The organism is Gordonia alkaliphila (assembly GCF_039542465.1).
Lineage (GTDB): Bacteria > Actinomycetota > Actinomycetes > Mycobacteriales > Mycobacteriaceae > Gordonia > Gordonia alkaliphila.
Genome location: NZ_BAABIE010000015.1, coordinates 66,203 through 87,922, shown reverse-complemented (window position 1 = coordinate 87,922; position 21,720 = coordinate 66,203). Strand labels below are relative to the sequence as shown.

Annotated in this window: 19 protein-coding genes and 1 tRNA gene; 10 read left to right on the top strand and 10 right to left on the bottom strand. The window is 68.6% G+C overall.

Annotated features, from left to right (window positions below):
- Positions 1-594: 594 nt before the first annotated feature.
- The 4 genes from ABD989_RS15090 to ABD989_RS15075 are packed head-to-tail and all read right to left on the bottom strand — an operon-like array spanning position 595 to position 2,832.
- Positions 595-1,977: an AAA family ATPase gene (locus ABD989_RS15090; RefSeq protein WP_345314093.1), complete on the bottom strand. Its 1,383-nt coding sequence runs from the start codon at positions 1,975-1,977 to the stop codon at positions 595-597.
- On the bottom strand, positions 1,974-2,297 hold the full coding sequence (locus tag ABD989_RS15085) for a DUF2742 domain-containing protein (protein WP_345314092.1): 324 nt from the start codon (positions 2,295-2,297) through the stop codon (positions 1,974-1,976). Before ABD989_RS15085 ends, ABD989_RS15090 begins: the two co-directional genes overlap by 4 nt.
- Positions 2,294-2,611 carry a hypothetical protein gene (locus ABD989_RS15080; protein ID WP_345314091.1) on the bottom strand — a complete coding sequence of 106 codons (318 nt, stop codon included), beginning with the start codon at positions 2,609-2,611 and terminating at the stop codon, positions 2,294-2,296. Before ABD989_RS15080 ends, ABD989_RS15085 begins: the two co-directional genes overlap by 4 nt.
- The gene (locus tag ABD989_RS15075; protein WP_345314090.1) at positions 2,608-2,832 is read right to left on the bottom strand and encodes a hypothetical protein; all 225 of its coding nucleotides are present in this window, start codon (positions 2,830-2,832) and stop codon (positions 2,608-2,610) included. Before ABD989_RS15075 ends, ABD989_RS15080 begins: the two co-directional genes overlap by 4 nt.
- 114 nt (positions 2,833-2,946) lie before the next feature.
- Between ABD989_RS15075 and ABD989_RS15070 the strand changes: the two genes are divergently transcribed.
- The gene (locus ABD989_RS15070; RefSeq protein ID WP_345314089.1) at positions 2,947-3,486 is read left to right on the top strand and encodes a hypothetical protein; all 540 of its coding nucleotides are present in this window, start codon (positions 2,947-2,949) and stop codon (positions 3,484-3,486) included.
- Positions 3,487-3,594: 108 nt separating this feature from the next.
- A complete protein-coding gene (locus ABD989_RS15065; RefSeq protein WP_345314088.1) occupies positions 3,595-4,638 on the top strand; it encodes a tyrosine-type recombinase/integrase in 1,044 nt (347 codons plus the stop codon).
- 79 nt (positions 4,639-4,717) lie between these two features.
- On the opposite strand, the gene ABD989_RS15060 is transcribed toward ABD989_RS15065, so the two are convergent.
- A tRNA-Thr gene (locus ABD989_RS15060) sits at positions 4,718-4,790 on the bottom strand.
- Between the two features lie 89 nt (positions 4,791-4,879).
- Between ABD989_RS15060 and ABD989_RS15055 the strand changes: the two genes are divergently transcribed.
- Both ABD989_RS15055 and ABD989_RS15050 read left to right on the top strand, forming a co-directional pair.
- Positions 4,880-5,515, top strand: coding sequence for a GntR family transcriptional regulator (locus tag ABD989_RS15055; protein ID WP_345314087.1), 636 nt, complete (start codon positions 4,880-4,882; stop codon positions 5,513-5,515).
- Complete coding sequence (locus tag ABD989_RS15050; protein ID WP_345314086.1) at positions 5,512-6,762, top strand: MFS transporter; 1,251 nt, start codon at positions 5,512-5,514, stop codon at positions 6,760-6,762. The genes ABD989_RS15055 and ABD989_RS15050 overlap by 4 nt, the downstream gene beginning before the upstream one ends.
- Positions 6,763-6,768: 6 nt before the next feature.
- Here ABD989_RS15050 and galE read toward each other — a convergent pair whose 3' ends face one another.
- Together galE and rfbB are read right to left on the bottom strand one after the other, a co-directional pair.
- Positions 6,769-7,785, bottom strand: coding sequence for a UDP-glucose 4-epimerase GalE (gene galE, locus ABD989_RS15045; protein WP_345314085.1), 1,017 nt, complete (start codon positions 7,783-7,785; stop codon positions 6,769-6,771).
- Between the two features lie 13 nt (positions 7,786-7,798).
- Entirely contained in the window at positions 7,799-8,800 is a 1,002-nt protein-coding gene (rfbB, locus tag ABD989_RS15040) for a dTDP-glucose 4,6-dehydratase (protein ID WP_345314084.1), read from the bottom strand.
- A 59-nt stretch (positions 8,801-8,859) separates the two neighbouring features.
- On the opposite strand from rfbB, the gene rfbA reads away from it, so the two are divergent.
- A complete protein-coding gene (gene rfbA / locus ABD989_RS15035) occupies positions 8,860-9,735 on the top strand; it encodes a glucose-1-phosphate thymidylyltransferase RfbA (RefSeq protein WP_345314083.1) in 876 nt (291 codons plus the stop codon).
- Positions 9,736-9,780: 45 nt separating this feature from the next.
- The gene (locus tag ABD989_RS15030; RefSeq protein WP_246992651.1) at positions 9,781-10,368 is read left to right on the top strand and encodes a dTDP-4-dehydrorhamnose 3,5-epimerase family protein; all 588 of its coding nucleotides are present in this window, start codon (positions 9,781-9,783) and stop codon (positions 10,366-10,368) included.
- A gap of 25 nt (positions 10,369-10,393) precedes the next feature.
- Here the strand turns inward: ABD989_RS15030 and ABD989_RS15025 are convergent, their stop codons facing one another.
- Together ABD989_RS15025 and ABD989_RS15020 are read right to left on the bottom strand one after the other, a co-directional pair.
- The gene (locus ABD989_RS15025; RefSeq protein ID WP_246992649.1) at positions 10,394-11,752 is read right to left on the bottom strand and encodes a M1 family metallopeptidase; all 1,359 of its coding nucleotides are present in this window, start codon (positions 11,750-11,752) and stop codon (positions 10,394-10,396) included.
- A gap of 82 nt (positions 11,753-11,834) precedes the next feature.
- Positions 11,835-15,722, bottom strand: coding sequence for a Pls/PosA family non-ribosomal peptide synthetase (locus tag ABD989_RS15020; protein ID WP_345314082.1), 3,888 nt, complete (start codon positions 15,720-15,722; stop codon positions 11,835-11,837).
- Positions 15,723-15,864: 142 nt separating this feature from the next.
- On the opposite strand from ABD989_RS15020, the gene fgd reads away from it, so the two are divergent.
- Positions 15,865-16,890, top strand: a complete 1,026-nt coding sequence (gene fgd, locus ABD989_RS15015) for a glucose-6-phosphate dehydrogenase (coenzyme-F420) (protein WP_345314081.1) — start codon at positions 15,865-15,867, stop codon at positions 16,888-16,890.
- Here the strand turns inward: fgd and ABD989_RS15010 are convergent.
- The gene (locus ABD989_RS15010; RefSeq protein ID WP_246992644.1) at positions 16,887-17,378 is read right to left on the bottom strand and encodes a hypothetical protein; all 492 of its coding nucleotides are present in this window, start codon (positions 17,376-17,378) and stop codon (positions 16,887-16,889) included. The genes fgd and ABD989_RS15010 overlap by 4 nt on opposite strands.
- A 246-nt stretch (positions 17,379-17,624) precedes the next feature.
- Here ABD989_RS15010 and ABD989_RS15005 point away from each other — a divergent pair, with 246 nt between their 5' ends.
- From ABD989_RS15005 to ABD989_RS14995, 3 genes are all read left to right on the top strand, one after another.
- Positions 17,625-18,860, top strand: coding sequence for an alpha/beta hydrolase family protein (locus ABD989_RS15005; RefSeq protein ID WP_345314080.1), 1,236 nt, complete (start codon positions 17,625-17,627; stop codon positions 18,858-18,860).
- Between the two features lie 219 nt (positions 18,861-19,079).
- Entirely contained in the window at positions 19,080-19,793 is a 714-nt protein-coding gene (locus tag ABD989_RS15000; RefSeq protein WP_246996826.1) for an ATP-binding cassette domain-containing protein, read from the top strand.
- Positions 19,794-19,795: 2 nt separating this feature from the next.
- Complete coding sequence (locus ABD989_RS14995; protein ID WP_345314102.1) at positions 19,796-21,676, top strand: YhgE/Pip family protein; 1,881 nt, start codon at positions 19,796-19,798, stop codon at positions 21,674-21,676.
- Positions 21,677-21,720: the final 44 nt, after the last annotated feature.

Sequence of the window (21,720 nt, the reverse complement as noted above, 5' to 3'; positions counted from 1 at the left end):
TCTGTACTCAGTCCAAAGTGTAACGCGCTCCGTGCCTTGCCTTCGGGTCTCTGACCTGGGCTTTTGCGGTATCCCCCCTGTTTGGCTTGGCCGCGCGCTCGGTTGCATGGGCCGCATACGACGTCGATGTCTGCCAGGCGGATGGTGAGTCCTTGGGCTCTTCTCTCCCATGCTTCGGGGGAGTGGTCGGCTTGGAGGTCGGTGGTGGCGCTGCAGTCTGTGCAGAACGGCTGTAGGCGTCGGGCTCGTCGGGATAGGCGGGTCCAGGTGCTGTCGTAGCCGCGACGGTGGGCGGTGGGCTTGGTGTCGCCGGGGTTGCAGGGTGGGCAGTAGGTGTCGGCGGGGATGGGTTCACCGCACCTGTGGCAGGGGCGGGCGGTCATGGGGCGGGTTCCTCCAGGGTGTCGATGATCTGGTTGGCGAGGTGGACGGCTTGGTCGTGGCTGAAGGTCCAGCCTGCGAAGCTGATTCCTCCTCCGACTCGGTGGACGTGGGGAACAGCTGTTGCTGGTCTGCAGGTGTGGCAGAACCGTGTGACGGATTTGGTGGGGCGATTGCAGCGGGTGCAGTGGCGGGTCTTCCGCTTGCGGGGCATCAGGCGATCTCCTTTCGGGCGACGGGTTCACCGCTGCCAAGCCAGACTCCGACTTGCCGTTGTGCTGCTCGGCGTTCGGTGGTGCCGCTGTGGACGACGACAGGTTCAGGCTTGGGCTGGGCGGGCTCGGGGTGGGCGAGGAAGCGGCGGCCTTCGCATTCGTCGCACTGGTCGCCGGTAGCGGTGGCGGGAAGCGAGATGTTGCAGTCACGGCAGACGGTGCTGCGGGTCAAGGGTGCGGTGGTGGGGTCATTCGTGCTCCCTTGCTCCCTTGGGTCAAGGGAGCAGTCATTCATGCCCTCTGACCTGGAAGGGAGCAAGGGAGCAAGGGAGCGTGAGTGAGGCTGTTCTTCTGCTCCCTTGGTGTCGACGGAAACCTTGACGACGCTGCCTTCGATGACGGTGGGCGACTCCCACCACCAGACGCCGTCCTTGACTGCGTTGGCTCCGACCCGCTTCTTGGCGCGCTTGACCTGATCCTTGGAGAAGCCGTTGGCGTCGGCGGCCTGGAAGATCTCGTTGGCCTTCTGTCGGCCGTCCTTCAGGTACTCGGTCAGCCAGTCGTCGACGTCTCGGTTACTCTGCCCGTCTTCGCCGGAGAGGTAGTCGCGGGCGTCGGCGGTCGTCTCACCGAGCCATTCGATGACACCGATCTCCGTCTGCTCACCGTCGATCGTGATGGGAGTGGAGACGATGTGCGCTTCCACCGATCGGGTGCGGGGTGCCAGGTTGCCCTTCGTGTTGGTCACCACCAGCTTCCCGGAGTCGGGATCGAGGGCGACGGACAGCACTGAGCGTGCGACTTGGGACCAGGCGATCGAACCGAGGATCAGCTTCCCGGAGTCCGCACCGTCACGCTTGCCGAAGTGGACGAGGCCGAGAATGACGATGTCTCGTCGGCCGGCGAGTTGGCTTAGTGGCTCCAGGTACTGACGGACTTGCCGGTCGTCCTTGCCGGAGAGCGTCGACGACATGGCCGAGGTGGCGGCGTCGAGAACGATGAAGGTGACCCCGTAGTCAGTGATGAGATCTTCGAGTTGCTCGAGGTCGTACGGCAAGATCACGGTGCCCGTATCGCTGAACTCGGTTTCGACGTCGAGGAAGATCACCTTCGTCAGGTCAGCTCCAGCTGCGAGAAGTCGCGGAACCACTGTGTGCTCGCGCGAGTCCTCGGAGTGCAGGTAAATGACGTAGCGGCCGGCGCGAGTCTCTCGGGCCGCCCAGTGCACTGCAATGGTGGACTTACCGAGTCCTTCTCGTCCGGCGAGGAGGGTCAGTGCAGCGGATGGGATCCAGTGTTCTTCCCACCAAACGATTCGCTTGGGTTGGACGGCTGAGCCGAGGGTGATTCGGAGGCGGCGTCCGGTGTGCTGGTCTGTCATGCGGTTTTCCTCCGAAGGTCAGGGTGGGCGCGGTACCAGGCGTTGCGGTCTGCGATCTGTTTGGCGACCTGCGCCCAGGGCAGCGCTTGCGAGATGTCGACGGCGGCTTGTTTGGCGAAGAACTTGGCCTCCCTGATCTGACGGACTTCTTCTTCTAAGACCCAGCGTTCGCCCGCACGGATGACGGATGCGATCTTCTGCGGGTCGTCGTCGTCGAGGTCGGTCCAGGTGGTGCTGCCTGCGGTTGGTACGGGTCCGATGCCGGCGAGCCGGTGGCGCACGAAGGCACGCACCGGCTCCCAGCTGATTGGCTCGGTCACGGCTGGACCATCAGGTCGTCAGCGAAGTACATCTCGATGATCGGGCCTCGGATGGGGTCGTCGACTTGGACTCGGACGAGCACGGGTGCGTTGTCGGTGGCGAGGTATTCCTCGATGGCGAGGATCGGCCCGGATAGGGCCGGGAACGGGGTGGTGAGGGTAGGATCAGCCATAGCTTCAGTTCCTTTCGTGGGGTTGTGGCTGGAGACCTCGGTGGCGTTCTTGGCGGAGTGCACCGGGGTCTTTCGCATCTCGGGGGTGTTGTCGTCGTCGATCAGGCCGAGGTCGGCGTGATCCTCCTGGGGCCACGTCACGCGGCGCCACCGGTGTCGGCGGAGATCAGGTTGACCAGCGAAGCGGTGACGACGCGGTAGCTTGCTCCGATCTTGATGACCTTGGCGGGGAACTTGTCGGCGCGCGCCAGGGCATAGGTGTGCGACTTGCTGATGCCGAGCAGGTTCCCGGCAGTCGGCCACAGCGGGACCGTTGGCCCTTCATCGGCCAGTTCCTTGATGAGTTCGTTGATCTTGTCCACGTCGAACCTTTCTGTCTGGGAAACACTCTGCGGGCTGTTGCTTCCGATAAAGGAATAACACACCCGCCGCGGACTGTGCAACACTGTGCGGAGTGTTGCGAAAAGGAGGCGCGGATGACGGAGGCCTACAAGATCGGCTACGGCGGTCCGGACAGTCAGTTCTGGTCGATGTACGGCGGCAGGGTGTACGTGACGACGGGGCCGGTCGAGCGCTGGATCGATGGTGTCAGATACGAGATGGTGACGACGATGAGCAACGGCAGACTCGTCTGCGATCGCTTGATCATCGACCGCAAGGACCAGGACGGCAACGAGACTGGGCCGCCAGTGAATTCGGCGGCAATTCGTGCGGTGAACATCACGCAGTGGCTTCGGAGCGCGGTCGAGTTCTTCGTCTCGGAGCCGGTGCCGGGAGAGCCTGACAAGTTCACGAAGAGGCATGTTTGGCCTCCGGAAGACTTCGCCAAGAATGGCCCGACTGACGAAGCGCTAGATCAGATGGCGCAGCACTACGCCTGGTTACAGGTGCATGGCTATCGGCCATCGGGTGCATTTCTGGAGGTGTACGACATTCCGCGACCGACGACGAGCAAGTGGATTGCGATGGCGCGGAAAAAGGGCATTCTCAGCGACGAGCACAGGCGGGAGGGCTGAAGCGTGGCACGTAAGCCTGCGCCGATCGGTACATACGGGACGATTGGCACTTCTCGAAATTCTCGAGGTGGCTGGGTTGCTAAGGCAAGGTTCCGCGACTTCGATGGCGTGACCAGACTGGTCCAGGCGACCGGCGAGACCGAGGCGAAGGCGAAGTCCGAGCTGAAGACTGCGCTTCGAGACAGATCTAGGCCGGCAGGCGGCGAAGTCATCACCAGTGATTCGACGGTGGCCGAGCTGCTGGACTACTGGCTGGACGAGGTTGACCGTTCGGACCGCTCCAGCAGTACGAAGTCCTACTATCGGCGCGCGGTCGAGAAGGCGATTAAGCCGGGGTTGGCGGAAGTGCGACTGCATGAAGCGACGACAGGCCGGATCGAAGTGTTCTTGAAGTCGCTCGCTGCGCCCTCGGCGGTCCGGGACTCTAGGACGGTCCTGCGGCAGGCTTTCGCGCTCGCTGCCCGACACGATGCCGTGCAGCATAATCCGGTGTCGGACACGTCGAAGCCTCCTGCGTCTATGCGGCGGGCGAAGGCGTTGACGGTCGCCGAGGTCAAGTTGCTGCGCCAGCGGGTGAAGGCCTGGCAGGACGAGCAGAAGAGCGGACCAAAGCGGGCGTACGACCTGGCGGAGATCCTTGACGTGATGATCGGGACCGGCAGCCGGATCGGTGAAGTCCTTGCGCTGCGCTGGGTCGACGTCGACGTAACCGAGGCTGGTACGAGGGTGACGATTGCCGGGACCGTCGTCGAGGTCGGGGGCAGGGGTGTCGAGCGACAGGATCACACGAAGACCCAGGCCGGCCACCGGACCGTCTTGGTGCCGACATTTACGGCGGAGGCGATCGAGCGGCAACGGGAGCGTGAGGTGCCGTCAGCGCTTGGGTTACTGTTCCCGACGCGCACGGGCAGGCCGCGGTCTCCGTCGAACGTGCGGACCGCGTGGCGGAAGGTTCGCGGCGATGAATTTTCGTGGGTGAAGCCACACGACTTCAGGAAGACTGTCGGCACGATGGTGGAGCGTGAGTTGGGCCTCAGTGCTGCGTCGGCGCAATTGGGGCACAGCGGGACCGCGGTGACGGAGCGGCACTACATCGAGCGTGCCAGCCTCGGGCCTGATGTGCGGGCCACGCTGGACAAGCTCGCACCGTAATCGTTGGATAAGTGTTGACTTCACCAAAAAGGGCAGGTCGTCCGGTTCGTAAAAACCGATTCTGACCTGCCCTTTTGCGAGCCGCCTAGGAGAATTGAACTCCTGACCTATTCATTACGAGTGAATCGCTCTACCGACTGAGCTAAGGCGGCGTGCGCCCGGCGGGCCGGGTGCGGGATCGATGGTACCGAGTCGTAGGCCGACTGAGCAAAACCGGGGTTCCTGTTCTACAGTACATCTTGTGTCTAAGACGTATTCAGCAGCGGATCGGGTGTACTCCGAGGTCAAGGAACTCATCCTGAGCTGCGAACTTCCCGGCGGGGAGCTGATCAGCGAGGGCGAGATCGCCGAGCGCTGCGAGGTCAGCCGCACGCCGGTCCGCGAGGCCTTCCTGCGCCTGTCCGCGGAGGGCTGGATGCGTCTGTACCCCAAGCGCGGCGCGCTGATCGTGCCGGTGGGCGAGCGGGAGTCCCGCGAAGTTCTCGAAGCCCGACTGCTGGTGGAGTGCCACGCGGTGCGCGGCGTCGTCGAACGTCCCGAAGCGCTCGCCGCGCTGGTCGACGCCCTGCGCGCGAACCTCGCCGCACACCAGGGCGCGGCCGGCGACGAGTTCACCCGCATCGACACCGAGTTCCACCAGCTGATCGTCGACGCCGGGCGCAACAGCCTCCTCGAAGGCTTCTACACCTCGCTCGCGGAACGACGCCGACGGATGACCGCGGCCAGCGTCCACCGCGACCCGGACGTGAGCGCACGGATCCGGGCCGACCACGCCGGCCTCCTGGAGGCGATCGCCGACGGCGACGCCGACCGGTTCGACGCACTCCTGCACGCCCACCTGTCCGGCGTGCACGACGTCCCGGACGTCGTGCGATGAGCGCGCCGACCTGCAAGGGCATCGGCTGGGGCGGGGTGTCCCTCGCGGTCTTCACCGCGGCCTGGGGCGGCAACCAGTTCACGCCGCTGCTGGTGATGTACCGCGGCAACGCGCAGATGTCCGACGTGGTGGTCGACGCGCTGCTGTTCACGTACGTGCTGGGCATCGTCCCGGCGCTCCTGATCGGCGGACCGCTTTCGGACCGCTTCGGACGTCGCCCCCTGATGCTGCCGTCGCCGCTCATCGCGGCGCTCGGTTCGGGCCTGCTGGCCCTGGGGGCGCACTCGGCGCCCCTGCTGGCGCTGGGTCGAGTGTGTAGCGGGGTCGCACTCGGCCTGGCCATGGCGGTCGGCGGCAGCTGGATCAAGGAGCTGTCCGACCGCGACGGCGCCGGCGTGACCGCCGGTGCCCGTCGTGCCGCCCTCAGCCTCACCGCCGGCTTCGCGCTCGGCGCGGGCGCCGCCGCGCTGCTCGCCCAGTGGGCGCCGTGGCCCAACCAGCTCGCCTACCTGGTCAACATCGCCCTCGCGGCGGTCGCACTGGTGCTGCTGTGGCCGGTGCCGGAGACGCGCGCCGCGGCACGCGGTGGACGCCTGGTCGACGACCTCAAGATCCCGTCGGCCCGGCGCGCCGCCTTCTGGCTGCAGGTGGCGCCGGTCGCGCCCTGGGTGTTCGGTGCCTGCGCCGTCGCCTACGCCGTGCTGCCCGCACTGCTGAGCCCGCTCACGCAGGGCTGGGACATCGTCTTCGCCGGTATCTGCTGCCTGGTGGGGCTCACCGCCGGCTTCTTCGTCCAGACCCTCGGCCGCAAGATCGACCGGCCCGGCTCGCCCCGCGCGTCGGTGGCGGCGATGGGGCTCACCGCGGCAGGCATGCTGCTCGCGGCTCTCGCGGCGAACCTCCTCACCATCCCGGTCGCGTTGCTGGCGGCCGCGGTGCTCGGCGGCGGCTACGGCATGGCCCTGATCTCCGGGCTGCTGACCGTGCAGCGCATCGCCGGACCCGACGACCTCGCCGGGCTCACCGCGGTGTTCTACGGCCTCACCTACCTGGGCTTCGCCAGCCCGGCGATCATGGCGGCGATCTTCGAGCGCTACGACGTCGGGTATCCGGCCATGCTGATCGTCGGCGCGGTGGTCGCGATCGGTTCCCTGGTCGTGGTGCTGGTGTCCGCGCGCAGTTCGGGCGTGGTCGCCGCGGTGCGTCCGCACCGCGAGGAGGACGTGCTCCTCGATCAGCCCCGGTAGGAGGGATCAGTCGGGGTAGCCGTCGGGGTTCGACGACTGCCAGCGCCACGAGTCGGCGCACATGTCGTCGAGCGTCTTGGTGGTGCGCCAGTGCAGTTCGGCGTTGGCCTTGCTCGGGTCGGCCCAGTAGGCGGGCGCATCGCCGGGGCGGCGCGGCGCGATCTCGTAACCGATCTCCCGGCCGCTGGCGCGCGCGAAGGCGTCGACCAGCTCCAGTACCGAAACCCCGTGGCCGGAGCCCAGATTCCAGGCCGACCAGCCGTCGTCGATCTCGGTGAGCTTGGCCAGCGCCGCGACGTGCCCGGCGGCGAGGTCCTCGACGTGGATGTAGTCGCGCACGCCGGTGCCGTCCGGGGTGTCGTAGTCGTCGCCGAACACCGACAACCGCTCCCGACGTCCGACGGCCACCTGCGCGACGAACGGCATCAGGTTGTTCGGGAAGCCGCTGGGGTCCTCGCCGATCCGGCCGCTCGGATGCGCGCCCACCGGATTGAAGTAGCGCAGCACCGCGATCCGCCAGCGGTCGTCGGACGCGGCCAGATCGTGCAGGATCTGCTCGATCATCACCTTGGTCCAGCCGTACGGATTGGTCGCGGTCCTCGGCATGTCCTCGGTGCGTTCGCGCACCGGATTGTCGCCGTAGACGGTGGCCGACGACGAGAACACGAACCGGTGTACGCCGCGGCTTTCCATGGCGCGCAGCACCGAGTAGGTGCTGTCCAGGTTGTTCTCGTAGTAGCTCAGCGGCTGCGCCACCGACTCGCCGACCGCTTTGAACCCGGCGAAGTGGATCACCGAGTCGACGGGCTCGGCGTCGAACACCGCGGCCGTGGCGGCCCGGTCGGTGAGGTCCACGCGGTGGTACGGAATCGCTTGTCCGGCAAGCTCTTCCAGCCGCCCGATCACCGCGACCTTGGAGTTGCTGAAGTCGTCGGCGATCACCGCCTCGTGACCGGCGGCCAGCAGTGCCAGCACGGTGTGCGAGCCGATGTAGCCGGCGCCGCCGGTGACCAGAACGCGCATGGGATCTCCTCTGTTACAGGGTCTGCTGGGTGGCGGCGTAGACGGCTTCGACGCCGGCCTTGACCGGCTCCCACCAGTCGCGGTGGGCGGTGTACCAGTCGATGGTGTCGGCCAGGCCGGACCGGAAGTCGGTGAACCGCGGCGTCCAACCCAGCTCGGTGCGCAGACGGGTGGCGTCGATCGCGTACCGGCGGTCGTGCCCGGGGCGGTCGGTGACGAAGTCGAAGGCGTCCGCCTCCCGGCCCATCAGCTCCAGGATCGACGTCACGACGGTCAGGTTGTCCACCTCGCCGTCGGCGCCGATCAGGTAGGTCTCGCCGAGCTGCCCGCGGTCGATGACGGTCCACACCGCGTCGTTGTGGTCGTGCACGTGAATCCAGTCCCGCACATTGGCGCCGTCGCCGTACACCTTGGGGCGGATCCCGCTGAGCACGTTGGTGATCTGCCGCGGGATCAGCTTCTCCACGTGCTGGTACGGGCCGTAGTTGTTGGAGCAGTTGGACAGTGTGGCGGCCACGTCGAACGACCGCACCCACGCCCGCACCAGCAGGTCGCTGCCGGCCTTGGTGGAGCTGTACGGGCTCGACGGGTTGTAGGCGGTGGTCTCGGTGAAGCGCGCCGGATCGTCCAGATCGAGGTCGCCGTACACCTCGTCGGTGCTGATGTGGTGCAGCCGGACGTCGTGCCTGCGCACCGATTCGAGCAGCGTGTACGTGCCGACCAGATTGGTCTGCACGAACGACGACGGGTCGGCCAGCGAGCGGTCGTTGTGTGATTCGGCGGCGAAGTTCACCACGAGATCGGCGTCGGCCACCAGCGGATCGACGATACTCGCGTCGGCGATGTCCCCGCGTACCACGCGGATGTCGGACGCGACCGGGTCCAGGGTGCTCGCGTTGGCGGCGTAGGTGAACTTGTCGAGCACCGTGAGGTCGACGTCGGGCCGTTCGGCGAGCGTGCGAAGGACGAAGTTGGCTCCGATGAAACCGGCCCCGCCGGTCACCAGTACTCGCATCGACGGGCTCCTCGCTGACAGTGGCGTTCGGCATCCGACTCTACCGATAGGGTTGACGCATGCGCGGAATCATCCTGGCGGGCGGCGCGGGCACCCGGCTGCATCCGATCACCCAGGGGGTGAGCAAGCAGTTGGTTCCGGTCTACGACAAGCCCATGATCTACTACCCGCTCTCCACCCTGATGCTCGCCGGTGTCCGCGACATCCTGGTGATCTCCACGCCGCAGGACCGTCCCGCCTTCGAGCATCTGCTCGGCGACGGCTCGCAGTTCGGGATTTCACTGCGGTACGCGACGCAGCCCGAACCGAACGGGTTGGCGCAGGCCTTCGTGATCGGCGCCGAGCACATCGGTGACGAGTCGGTGGCATTGGTGCTGGGCGACAACATCTTCTACGGCCCCGGCCTCGGCAGCCAGCTGAAAGGCTTCGAGGACGTCGACGGCGGAGCCATCTTCGCCTACCGCGTCGCCGACCCGTCGGCCTACGGCGTGGTGGAGTTCGACGCGCAGGGCCGCGTGCTGTCGTTGGTGGAGAAGCCGGCCCAGCCGAAGTCGAACTATTCGGTGCCGGGCCTGTACTTCTACTCCAACGACGTGGTGGAGATCGCCCGCAACCTGGCCCCGTCCGAGCGCGGCGAGTACGAGATCACCGACGTGAACGCCGAGTACCTGCGGCAAGGCCGACTGCACGTCACGGTGCTGCCGCGCGGAACCGCCTGGCTCGACACCGGCACCTTCGACTCACTGCTGGACGCCGGCAACTTCGTCCGCACGGTGGAGCAGCGGCAGGGCCTCAAGATCGGCGTGCCCGAGGAGATCGGGTGGCGTCTGGGATATCTCAGCGACGACGATCTGGCCGCCCGGGCGGCCGCGCTGACCAAGTCCGGCTACGGTGACTACCTGCTCGATCTGCCGACCCGCGGCCGCGAGCTCTGAACCCGCACGACCACTGACCACCAGAGCGAGACGAGGCCTGCGGACATGCGAGTTCGGGAACTGACGATCAGCGGCGCCTGGGAGTTCACCCCGGTCCAGCACGGCGACGACCGAGGCGTGTTCCTGGAGTCGTTCACGGCTCCTCACCTGGCCGAGGCGATCGGGCACGACTTCACGCTCGCCCAGGTCAACACCTCGGTCTCGGCCGCCGGCGTGATCCGTGGCGTGCACTTCGCCGACGTCCCGCCGGGACAGGCGAAGTACGTGACCTGCGCCTACGGGGCGGTGCTCGACGTGGTGGTGGACCTGCGGGTGGGCTCACCGACCTTCGGCACCTACGACGCGGTGCTGCTCGACGACCTCGACCGCAAAGCGGTCTACCTGGCCGAAGGCCTCGGCCACGCCTTCTGCTCGCTGCAGGACGGTTCCACCGTCACCTACCTGTGCTCGACCGGCTACAACCCGACCGCCGAACACGGCGTCGACCCGCTCGACGACGAGATCGGCATCCGCTGGCCGTCGGTGGGTCGGGACGGCGCGCCGCTGGAGTTCCGGCTCTCCGAGAAGGACCGCCAGGCGCCGTCGTTGCGCGCGGCCGTCGAGGCCGGACTCCTGCCGACCTTCGGCGCGTAGACGCACTATCGGCGGTTCGCTGCGCTCAGCGCAGGACCGGGAACGGCGGCAGTTCCGGGGTGAACAGCCAGTCGCGCCAGAGGTCGTTGAGGGACTCGCTGGTGTACGTGCTCGCCAGGGCGATGAAGTCCTCGGTGGTGACGCAGCGGTAGCGGTATTTGTCGGTCCACCGCTGCAGCAGGGCGAAGAACGGGCCGTCGCCCAGCCGCAGACGCAGGGCGTGCAGCGTCACGGCGCCGCGCTTGTACACCCAGTCGTCGAACATCTCCTTGGGGCCGGGATCGCCCAGCGGCACCTTGACCGGATGCGCGGCGAGCTTGGCGTAGTAGTGCCGCGCCCACTCGTCGGCCGACCGGCCGCCGCTGCGCTGGCTCCACAGCCACTCCGAGTAGCAGGCGAAGCCCTCGTTGAGCCAGATGTCGCGCCAGCGCGCCACCGTCACCGAGTTGCCGAACCACTGGTGGGCCAACTCGTGGGCGATCAGCCGCTCGCTGGTCAGGGTGCCGTCGCAGTGGTTGGCGCCGAACACCGAGAAGCCCTGCGCTTCGAGCGGGATCTCCAGGTCGTCGTCGACCACGACGGCGGTGTAGTGCGCGAACGGGTAGGGGCCGTACAGCTCGGTGAACACTTCCATCATCGCCGTCTGGTGACGGAAGCTCTCGTCGAAGTCGGTGTTCAGGCGACGCGGCGTCAGCGCGTAGATCGGGACGTCCGAACCGGGCATGGCGCGGTGCTCGTACTGGCCGATCTGGATGGACGCCAGGTAGGTGGCCATCGGCTCGACCTGCTCGTACACCCAGGTGGTGGTGCCCGCGCTGCGCTTCTTCTCGATCAGGGTGCCGTTAGCCAGGGCGTAGTACGGGCTGTCGGTGGTGATGCTGATCTGGAACGGCGCCTTGGCCTCGGGATGGTCGTCGCAGGGGAACCACGACGGCGCACCGTTGGGCTGACTGGCGCACAGCGAGCCGTTCTCCAATTCGTCCCAGCCCACCTCGCCCCACAGACCGCGGATCGGCTTCGGGGTGCCGCCGTAACCGATGACGACGGTCATCGCGCCGCCCGGCGGGACGGGCGCGGCCGGGGTGATCGCGAGCTTGCCGGCGCGTCGCGAATAGCGGGCCGCCCGCCCGTTCACGGACACGCGGTGCACCTGGAGGTGCCCGGCCAGGTCGAGGGTGAACCGCTGCAGCTGCTGGTAGCTCGTCGCGGTGATGGTGGCGGTGCCGCGCAGCCGGTTCGGCGAGACCCGGTAGTTCAGGTCCAGGTCGTAGCGCGAGATCCGATAGCCCAGATTGCCGTGGTCGGGCATGTACGGGTCGAGTTCGTGGGAGGTGCCGCTCAGGGTCGGGGTGTGCGAAACGTTCTTGTCCGCCTTGCTGGGCACGCAGTCCTCCGTCTACTCGCTCGCGAAACCTCACCCTACCGGTGGCGGCGGGGAGAGTGGGGTCGGTCGGTGTCCTACCGGGTCACCGCGGCCACGGGGTGATCGGATTGCCCTGCCAGCGGGTGTAGTCGGGCACCTGGTCGCCGCGCATCACCAGCGATCCGGGGCCGACGGTGGCCGCCGCGCCGATCTGCGCGGCGGGGAGCGCGACGCAGTGCGGACCGAGGGTGGCGCCCGGCGCCAGCCGCACCGTGTCGATGGCCATCACCCGGTCGTGGAACAGGTGCGTCTGCACCACGCAGCCGCGCTGCACGTTGGCGCCGTCGCCCAGTTCCACCATGTCGGCCTCGGGCAGCCAGTACGACTCGCACCAGACACCGCGGCCGATGGAGGCGCCCATGGCGCGCAGCCACCAGTTCAGCACCGGCGTACCGGTGGCGGCGTTGGCGAACCACGGCGCGGCGACGGTCTCGACGAAGGCGTCGGACAGTTCGTTGCGCCAGATGAACGAGCTCCACAGCGGGTGGCGGCCCGCACGTACCCGCCCGATGACCAGCCACTTCGCGGCGGCCGCGACGATCCCGGCGACGATCCCGGCGGTGAGCAGGATCAGGCCGCTCACCGCGGTGGCGACCGCGGCGTCGGTGGTGGTGGCCACGCTCTGCAGAGCGAGCAGCACGCCGACGCCGATGACGAAGCTCACCCACACGGCGACCAGGCGGAGCGTCTCGACCGCCGCGCGCGCCAGGCGCAGCTTGGTCGGCGGCGCGAAGGTGCGGGTGTCGTCCTCCTCGCCCGCGGTACGACGCAGCCGCTGCGGCGGACTGCCCAGCCAGCTGGAACCGGACTTGGCCTTCTCCGGCGCCGCCGACAGTACCGCGACCAGGCCGCCCTTGGGGACCTTGCGGGCGGGCGCCACCATGCCGGAGTTGCCGAGGAAGGCGCGCTTACCGACCCGGGCCTGGCCGATCCGCATCCAGCCGCCGCCCAGCTCGTAGGAGGCGACCATGGTGTCGTCGGCCAGGAACGAGTCGTCGCCCACCACGGTGAACTTGGGGACCACCAGGGCGGTGGAGATCTCGGTGCCCTTACCGATGCGGGCGCCCAGCGCCCGGAACCACCAGGGCGTCAGCAGACTGGCGTACAGCGGGAACAGGTAGGTGCGGGCCGAGTCCATCACGCGCTCGGTGAGCCACATCTGCCAGCCGACGCGGCTGCGGACCTGGTACCAACCGGGTTTCAGACCGATCGACGCTAGGCGCACCACGACCAGCGTGGCCAGGGCGAACGCGGCGAGCGCGGCGAGCATGCCGGCCGGGGTCAGGGCCAGCGCCCGCAGCAGCACCGACGTCATCTCGTCGGCCGACAGCGCCCACGAGAACGTCACGATCAGGCCGACGGCGAGCGCGAACAGCGGGATCCCGGCGATCAGCAGCGCGCTGAGCGCGTAGATCGGCACCCAGTAGCGGCGCGGCGCCGGGGCCTCGGTGGGCCAGTGCCCCTTGGCCTTGCCGATCTTGGTGGCCGGTGAGCCCGCCCACCGCTGCCGGGCCTTCACCTTGTGCAGGACCGTCGAACCCGGGTCGACGATCGCGTCGCGGCCGATCACCGCGCCGGGCAGCAGCGTGGAGCGCGCGCCGACGGTGGCGCCGTCGCGGATCTCGATGGCGCCGATGTGCAGAACGTCGCCGTCGAGCCACCAGCCGGACAGGTCCACCTCGGGTTCGATCGCGGCGCCGTCGCCGACGGTCAGCAGACCGGTCACCGGCGGCAGGGTGTGCAGGTCGACGCCCTTGCCGAGGGTCGCGCCGAGCGCCCGCGCGAGGGTCGGCATCCACGGCGCGCCGGCCATGTTGTGCGCACCGCTGGCCACCATCAGGCGTTCGGCGATCCACAGCCGTACGTGCACCGAACCGCCGCGCGGATGGTCCCCGGCGACGACGCCGTGCAGCAGCAGGCGCGCGCCGGTGGCCGCGATGACCACCCGGCCCATCGGCGTCACGAAGATCAGGAAGGAGACCAGCAGCACCCACCAGTTCACCGAGACCAGCCAGCTCGCGTGGTAGCCGAGCGCATCGGCGACGGCCCGACCGGCGTTGTTGGCCACGCCCAGCCAGGTCATCCAGGCGAAGCCGGTCAGGGTGGCCAGCGGGAGGGCGGCCACCAGCTGGATCAGCCCGGTGCTCGCCGGGATCGGCGCCACCTCGCGCGGGGGTGCGGCGTCGACCGGCGCCAACGAGTCGAGGAGTTCGGCGAGCGACCCGAGCCGCGGATAGTCGTACAGGGCGGCGACGGTGATCTCCGGGTACCGCGATCGCAGCGCGCTGACCAGCTGGGCCGCCGACAGCGACCCGCCGCCCTCGGCGAAGAAGTCGGCGTCGACGTGCTGCACCGGCATGCCGAGCACCTCGGTCCACTGTTCGGCCAGCCAGGCCTGCGTGGGCGTCAGGTCGTCGGCGGGGCGATCGGTGCCGCCGTCGGCGGCCCCGGGCACCGGCCACGGCAGCTTGTCGCGGTCCACCTTGCCGGAGGTGCGGGTGGGCAGCTCGTCGAGCAGCACCAGGCGCGGCACCATGGCGGCAGGCAGCTCCTCGCGCAGCCGGGCGCTCGCCGCGGTCAGGTCGAAGGCCGAATCGGTGGAGGCCAGGTAGCCCACCAGGAGGTCGTGTCCGGCCGGGTTCTTGCGGACCGCGCAGGCGCCGCCGCTCACCCCGGGCAGATTCTGCAGCGCGTTGTCGATCTCGCCGAGCTCGATGCGGCGGCCACCGATCTTCACCTGGTCGTCGGCGCGACCGACGAACAGCAGCCCGGCCAGGTCGAGGCGGACCAGGTCGCCGCTGCGGTAGGCGCGTTCCCAGCCGAGCGTCTCCATCGGCGCGTACTTCTCGGCGTCCTTGGCCGGATCGAGATAGCGGGCCAAGCCGACGCCGCCGATCACCAGTTCGCCCACCTCGCCGACCGCCACCGGCTGCCCGGCGGCGTCGACGACCGCCAGGTCCCAGCCCATCAGCGGGAGTCCGATACGCACCGGTTGGTCCCGGTACATCTGGGCGGCCGAGGCCACCACGGTCGCCTCGGTGGGGCCGTAGGTGTTCCACACTTCGCGGTCGCCGGTGGCCAGCCGGTCGGCCAGCTCCGGCGGGCACGCTTCGCCGCCGAAGATCAGCAGGCGCACCGCTTCCAGCGCCTCGGCCGGCCACAGTGCCGCCAGCGTCGGAACGGTGGAGACGACGTTGACGTCGCGCATCACCAGCCACGGACCCAGGTCCATGCCGCTGCGCACCAGGGCGCGCGGCGCGGGCACCAGGCACGCGCCGTGCCGCCACGCGAGCCACATCTCCTCGCAGGACGCGTCGAAGGCCACCGACAATCCGGCCAGCACCCGGTCGCCCGGACCGAGCGGAGCGTCCTGCAGGAACAGTCCGGCTTCGGCGTCGACGAAGGCGGCGGCGTTGCGGTGGGTCACCGCCACGCCCTTCGGCGTACCGGTGGAGCCGGAGGTGAAGATGATCCAGGCGTCGTCGGTGAGGCCGACGGGGGAGTGCTCGAGTGCTTCGTCGGACGCCGCGGCGCGGTGCCGCCCGCCCTGCGGATGAATGCCGTCGGCGTCGATCAGGGCGTCGATCTCGGCCTCGCCGAAGACGAGTTCGGCGCGCTCGTCGGGGTCGTCCGCGTCGACGGGGACATAGGCGGCGCCGGCGTACAGGGTGGCGAGAATCGCGATGTAGAGGTCCCGGTGCCCGGACGGCATCCGGATGCCGATGCGGTCGCCGCGGCCGATGCCGAGGGCGCCGAGTCGACCCGCCAGCCGTCGGGTCACGGCCATCAGTTCGGAGTAGGTCAGCGGCTGGTCGCCGTCGTCGACGGCCGGTGCATCGGGATGCGCGGCGGCGGTGGCGAGCAGGATGTCGATCAGGGTGCGCGGCGGCGCTGCTTGGTCGGCGCGCAAGTACTCCACGGGAATCGGCACGCGTTGATTGTGCACCAGTTACGGTGCTGCGTCTCGGCTTCACTCCCGCGTACGTAAGGTGGCTCACACGGGGCCATCGCTCGGATGTCACCCGCGTTGGGACGTGACGCCCACCTGCGCGTCGTCGTTGGAAAGGAACCTGATGGCAGCGGAACTCAAGCTCGGTCTCAAGGCGTCGGCGGAGCAGTTCGGCCCGCGCGAGCTCGTCGAGATCAGCGTCGCGGCGGAGGAATTCGGCCTCGATTCGGTGACGGTCAGCGACCACTTCCAGCCGTGGCGGCACAACGGCGGTCATGCGCCGTTCTCTCTCGGCTGGCTGGCCGCGGTGGGCGAGCGCACCGAACGGCTGCAGATGGGCACCTCGGTGCTGACGCCGACGTTCCGCTACAACCCTGCGGTCATCGCGCAGGCCTTCGCGACCTTCGGCTGCCTCTACCCGGGCCGCGTGATGCTCGGCGTGGGCACCGGCGAGGCGCTCAACGAGTACGCCACCGGTTTCACCGGTGACTGGCCCGAGTTCAAGGAGCGCTTCGCGCGGTTACGCGAGGCGGTGCGCCTGATGCGGGAACTGTGGACCGGCGACGAAGTGAACTTCGAGGGCGACTACTACCGCACGCAGGGCGCCTACATGTACGACGTGCCCGCCGAACCGATCCCGGTGTACATCGCAGCGGGCGGACCGGTGGTGGCCCGCTACGCCGGCCGCGCGGGCGACGGCTTCATCTGCACCTCCGGCAAGGGCATGGACCTCTACACCGAGAAGCTGATCCCCGCGGTGCGCGAGGGCGCGGCCAAGGCCGAGCGGAACTTCGCCGACATCGACCGGATGATCGAGATCAAGATCTCCTACGACCCCGATCCCGCGGTGGCGCTGGAGAACACCCGCTTCTGGGCCCCGCTGTCGCTGACGCCGGAGCAGAAGCACTCGGTGAACTCATCGGTGGAGATGGAGCGGCTGGCCGACGAACTGCCCATCGAGCAGGTCGCCAAGCGGTGGATCGTCGCCTCCACCCCCGAGCAGGCGATCGCGCAGATCAAGCCGTACCTGGACGCCGGCCTCAACCACTTGGTCTTCCACAACCCGGGCGCCGACCAGCGCCGCTTCCTGGAGGCGTTCACCGCCGAGGTGGTGCCGGAACTCCGCACCCTCGACGTGGTGACCAGCTAGGGGGTGCCCGCCGACGGCGACGGCGTGAAAACCGTCGTCGTCGATGTGCTGGTCCTCGTGACGGTCTCGGTCTCGGTCCGGACCTGAGTCTCGCGCTCGGTCTCGGTCCGGGTCGCGGTCTGCGCCTCGCCGGTGACCGTCGCGGTCTTGGTGCTGGTCTTGGTGCTGGTGACCGCGGCGCCCTCGGTCTCGTACGTCTCGGTGACGGTCGTGGTGGTCGGCGCCGCGTCGTCGCCGCGGTTCTGTCCCAGCAGGAAGAAACCGATGATCACCACGGCGGCCGCGGCCAGCGCGAGGGCGGCGATGGCCTGCCATCGGCGGGCGGCGGTGGCCGAGGCGGCCACCAGCGCGGTGGTCTCCGCGTCCGTCGGCGCGACCGGCGCCGGACCGTAGTTCACGGTGGGCTCCGCGTGCTGGTGGTACGGAGCTTGCTGGCCGCCGGTGCTCTGCGGGTCGCTCGGCTGCTCGGGCGGCGGGGGCGTGGTCACGGCGGAACTCCTGACACCTCCGGCGGCAGGCCGGACGGTTCGTGGTCGATTCGCTCCACGGTACAACGACGGTTCTGGAGGAGAAGATCCCGCGGTGGGGAGATTCCGCAGGGAGCGATCGCGCTTCGGCCGCGCCCCGGTCGGAATGGGCGAATTGTGCCGCGGCGACGCAGATCAGCGACAGAACGGGGCTGAACGAGTCCCGTCGTGCGGGGAAATGCCGCGTGGCTGCCTAGGTTGGACGGCATGAGAGCCACCCCCTCGTTCCGCCGTCGCGGACTCGCGTTGCTGTCCGCCGCGGCGATCGCGCTGCCCCTGACCACCGCCGTCGCGACCCCGGCCCGAGCCGACGACGTCGTGTCCATCGGCATCCCCGACTGGTCCGGCTTGAACGTGACCGACTACGCGGGACCGATCCCGGCCAAGGCCGGCACCCTCATGGCGCAGGTGCCGTTGTCGCCGTCGTTGACGCTGCCCGCGGCGAGCACCGCCTACCGCGTGCAGTTCTCCAGCGAGAACCAGCACGGCAAGATGGCGACCAGCACCGGTGCGGTGTTCCTGCCGAAGGGCAAGGCGCCCAAGGGCGGCTGGCCGGTGATCTCGTGGGCGCACGGCACCGTCGGCATGGACGACGAGTGCACGCCGTCCGCGCACCCGCGGTCCGAACGCGACGTCACCTACCTGGGCCATTGGCTCGACCAGGGCTACGCCGTGGTCGCCGCCGACTACGTGGGTCTGGGCACCCCGGGCGTGATGGCCTACCTCAACGGCAAGACCGCGGCGCACTCGATCGTCGACATCACCGTCGCCGCGCAGCAACTGCAACTGCCCGCCGACGCCCGGCTGGCCAAGCGGTGGGCCATCATCGGTCAGTCGCAGGGTGCCGCCGCCGCGCTCAACGGCGCCCGCTACGCCACCGAGTTCAGCCGGGGGCGCGGCCTGGACTACCGAGGCGTGGTGGCCACCGGCATCCCCGCGAACCTGGAGAACCTCTACCAGCTGATGGGCCCGGCCGTGCCGCCGGTGGCGCTGCCGGGCAGCCTCAACGCCTACACCGCCTACATCCTGGCCGGTCTGAACAACACCCGTCCCGACCTGAAGCTGACCCGGGTGATGACCCCGACCGGCAAGAAGCGGCTCGCTCAGGGGCTGTCCACCTGCTACCCGATCCTGAAGAAGGAGCTGGCCGGCGACGACGTGAAGACCTGGTTCAATGCTCCGCTGATGTCGATTCCGGGTCTGTCGACGGCGATGCGCCAGTACATGCTGACGCCGTACCGCGGCTACGACCGGCCGATCTTCCTCGGCCAGGGGCTGCGCGACGTGGACGTGCCGGCGCCGTCGGCACTGTCCCTGTACGCGCAGATGAAGGCCAACAACCAGCCGGTCACCCTGCACGTCTACCCCGAGGACGACCATTCCAGCGCGGTGCTGGCCTCGATGCCGGACTCGACGCCGTGGCTGGCGCGGATCCTGCGGTAGTTGCTCGGGCGACGTAGGGTGACTGCGCGGCAGTTAGTGCCGCAGTCGGGTGATTCTGCGCCAAGAGGGGCGCCCGCTGCGCGATAGTGCCGGAATTGTCCGTGGTGAGCCGATATGTTGTTGGCGGAAGGCCGTGTGCGATCGACCGCGCGCGGATGTAGGCAAGGAGTTAAGCAGCTGATGTCGACCGACCCTGACCGGGCCCCGGACACGACCCCCATGACCCTGTCGGCCGGCGACGTACTGTTGCAGGCCGACGGCATCGGCGTCAACGCCTCCTGGGGGCACATCTACGGCCCGGTGGACCTGCGCGTCCGCCGCGGCGGCGTCACGGTCCTCGTCGGGTCGGGCGGCCGCGGCCGCACCGCGCTGCTGCTGACGCTCGCCGGCCGCATGAAGCCGAGCGAGGGGTCCCTGACCGCCTTCGGCGCGATGAACAAGGCGCAGCTGCTGTTCAGCAACGCCGCCCTCGGTTTCATCGAGGAGGTCGACGGCATCGGCCAGACCATCCGGGTGCGCGACGTGCTCACCGAACAGCTGCGGTGGCAGGCGCCCTGGTACAAGTTCGTCGGCGTCGGCAACGAGGACGACCTGGAACGGCTGTGCCGCCCGGTCTTCGGGCCGCTGACGCTGCCGTCGCTGGACGCCTTCGTGGAGGAGCTTCCGGAGCTGACGTCGGCGCTGCTGCGCGTGGCGATGGCCAATCTCCGTAAGCCACCGCTGCTGGTGGTCGGCGGCATCGACAACATGACGCGCACCCGGAGTACCGAACAGTTCCTGGACCGACTCATCGACCTGGGGCGGGAACAGACCGTCATCACCGCCGACGTGAACGGTGTGGTGCCGCGCGCCGGCATCACCGACGTCGTGGAGGTCGCCAATCTGACGGACAACGAATTCGTCTGGCTCGAACGCGAGGATGCCAACCAGTGAAGATGCTTGCGGCTTTCTCCCCGGGCAGCGACTTCAAGCGGTACTGCCGCGGTCGCATGCCGCGCCTGGCGCTCATCGTCATCATCCTGATGCCGCTGATGTACGGCGCGCTCTACCTGTGGGCGTTCTGGAATCCGTTCAACGAGGTCAACAAGCTCCCGGTGGCGCTGGTCAACACCGACCGCGGGGCCACCGTCGAGGGCACCAAGCTCGAGGCCGGCAAACAGGTCGTCGAAGGCTTGGTCGAGTCCAAGCAGCTCGACCTGCACGTCCTGTCGCAGGAGGAAGCGGCCAAGGGGGTGGCCAGCGGCAAGTACTACTTCTCGATCACGCTGCCCGAGAACTTCAGTGAGAGCCTGGCGTCCCCGATGAGCGGGAACGCCAAGTCGGCGGATCTGATCTTCACCTACAACGACGCCAACAACTACTTGGCGACGATCATCGGTCAGGACGCGGCCGGCGAGGTGGTCAACATGGTCGGCGCCCAGGTGGGCGCGCAGACCTTCGACGTGGTCTTCTCCACCGTCGACCCGATGCTGGGGCAGATCACGCAGGCCGCCGACGGCGCCGAGGAACTGGCCGCCGGTCTGGTCACCGCCAAGAGCGGTGCCGACGAGCTCAACAGCGGCGTCCAGGAACTCTCCAGCGGTGTCATGGCCGCCACCGACCCGCTGTTGGCCGCGGCGCAGCAGCACGACCAGGGCGGCCCGAGTGCCGCCGAGGTCAACGCGACCGCCGACCGCCTCGGCAAGAACATCGGCGGCCTCAGCGATCGTCTCGGTACGGTCGCGAACTCGCAGTCGCAGGCCTACCAGGCGGTGTCGACGCTGCGCACGCAGCTCGCGGCGCATCCCGATCCCACGGTCCGCGCGATGGCGCAGACCCTGACGCCGGTGCAGAACGTCTTGCGCACCCAGGGCCTCGGCCCGGACGCGCAGGGTGATCTGGCTGCCGTGGAGAACGACTCGGCGCTGCTCGCCGCCCAGCTGAACAACCCGGGCAGCCCGCTGCGGACCGTGCTCACGCTGTTTGAATCCGGCGGCCTGACCGGCGACATCGAGAAGATCCGCGGCGCAGTCACCGAACTGAGCGACGGCACCGCGGAACTGGCGAGCGGTCTCGCCGAGCTCAGCTCCGGCGCGGACGAGCTCGCCGCCGGCCTGGAGAAGGGCGCCGAGGCGCTGCCCAGCTGGACCAAGCAGCAGCAGCAGCAGCTGGCCAAGGTCCTCGGCCAGCCGGTGGTGCTGGAGCAGCGCTACGAGAACCGCGCCGACACCTTCGGCACCGGGTTCGCACCGTTCTTCTTCGGCCTGGCGCTGTTCGTCGGCAGCATCATCGCCTGGATGCTCTTCACACCGCTGCAGTCGCGACCGATCGCCCAGGGGCTGAACTCGTTCCGCGTGGTGCTCGCCTCGTTCGCTCCGACGCTCGCCGTCGGTGCGCTGCAGGCCGCGATCCTGTACCTGGTCACCATGTTCGGTGTCGGCCTCAAGCCGGAGTATCCGTGGGCCACCTACGGCTTCATGGTGCTGATGGTCGCGATGTTCCTCTCGATGATTCAGATGTTCAACGCGCTCTTCGGGGCCGCCGTCGGACGTGTCATCACGCTCGCCTTCCTGATGATCATGCTGACGTCGGCGGGCGGCATCTATCCGGTGCAGACCACGGCCACACCGTTCCAGTACATGCACTGGGTGGATCCGATGACCTACACCGTCAACGGGCTGCGCCAACTGACCGTCGGCGGCGTCGACTCCCGCCTGTGGATCGCCATCGCCGTGCTCGTCGGCCTGACCGCCGTGTTCCTCGCGATCTCCACCTGGGCGGCGCATCGGAACCGTCAATACAACATGGATCGCCTCTACCCGCCGGTCGAGGTCTAGCCCGCTCCGGCAGCTGTACGTCCCGCAAGTCCCGCTGTAATCGA

Bases quoted from the DNA above. Each gene is read 5' to 3' on its own strand.
- ABD989_RS15090 (WP_345314093.1), bottom strand. From the start codon at position 1,977: ATGACAGACCAGCACACCGGACGCCGCCTCCGAATCACCCTCGGCTCA.
- ABD989_RS15070 (WP_345314089.1), top strand. From the start codon at position 2,947: ATGACGGAGGCCTACAAGATCGGCTACGGCGGTCCGGACAGTCAGTTC.
- ABD989_RS15050 (WP_345314086.1), top strand. From the start codon at position 5,512: ATGAGCGCGCCGACCTGCAAGGGCATCGGCTGGGGCGGGGTGTCCCTC.
- galE (WP_345314085.1), bottom strand. From the start codon at position 7,785: ATGCGCGTTCTGGTCACCGGCGGCGCCGGCTACATCGGCTCGCACACC.
- rfbB (WP_345314084.1), bottom strand. From the start codon at position 8,800: ATGCGAGTACTGGTGACCGGCGGGGCCGGTTTCATCGGAGCCAACTTC.
- rfbA (WP_345314083.1), top strand. From the start codon at position 8,860: ATGCGCGGAATCATCCTGGCGGGCGGCGCGGGCACCCGGCTGCATCCG.
- ABD989_RS15030 (WP_246992651.1), top strand. From the start codon at position 9,781: ATGCGAGTTCGGGAACTGACGATCAGCGGCGCCTGGGAGTTCACCCCG.
- fgd (WP_345314081.1), top strand. From the start codon at position 15,865: ATGGCAGCGGAACTCAAGCTCGGTCTCAAGGCGTCGGCGGAGCAGTTC.
- ABD989_RS15005 (WP_345314080.1), top strand. From the start codon at position 17,625: ATGAGAGCCACCCCCTCGTTCCGCCGTCGCGGACTCGCGTTGCTGTCC.
- ABD989_RS15000 (WP_246996826.1), top strand. From the start codon at position 19,080: ATGACCCTGTCGGCCGGCGACGTACTGTTGCAGGCCGACGGCATCGGC.
- ABD989_RS14995 (WP_345314102.1), top strand. From the start codon at position 19,796: ATGCTTGCGGCTTTCTCCCCGGGCAGCGACTTCAAGCGGTACTGCCGC.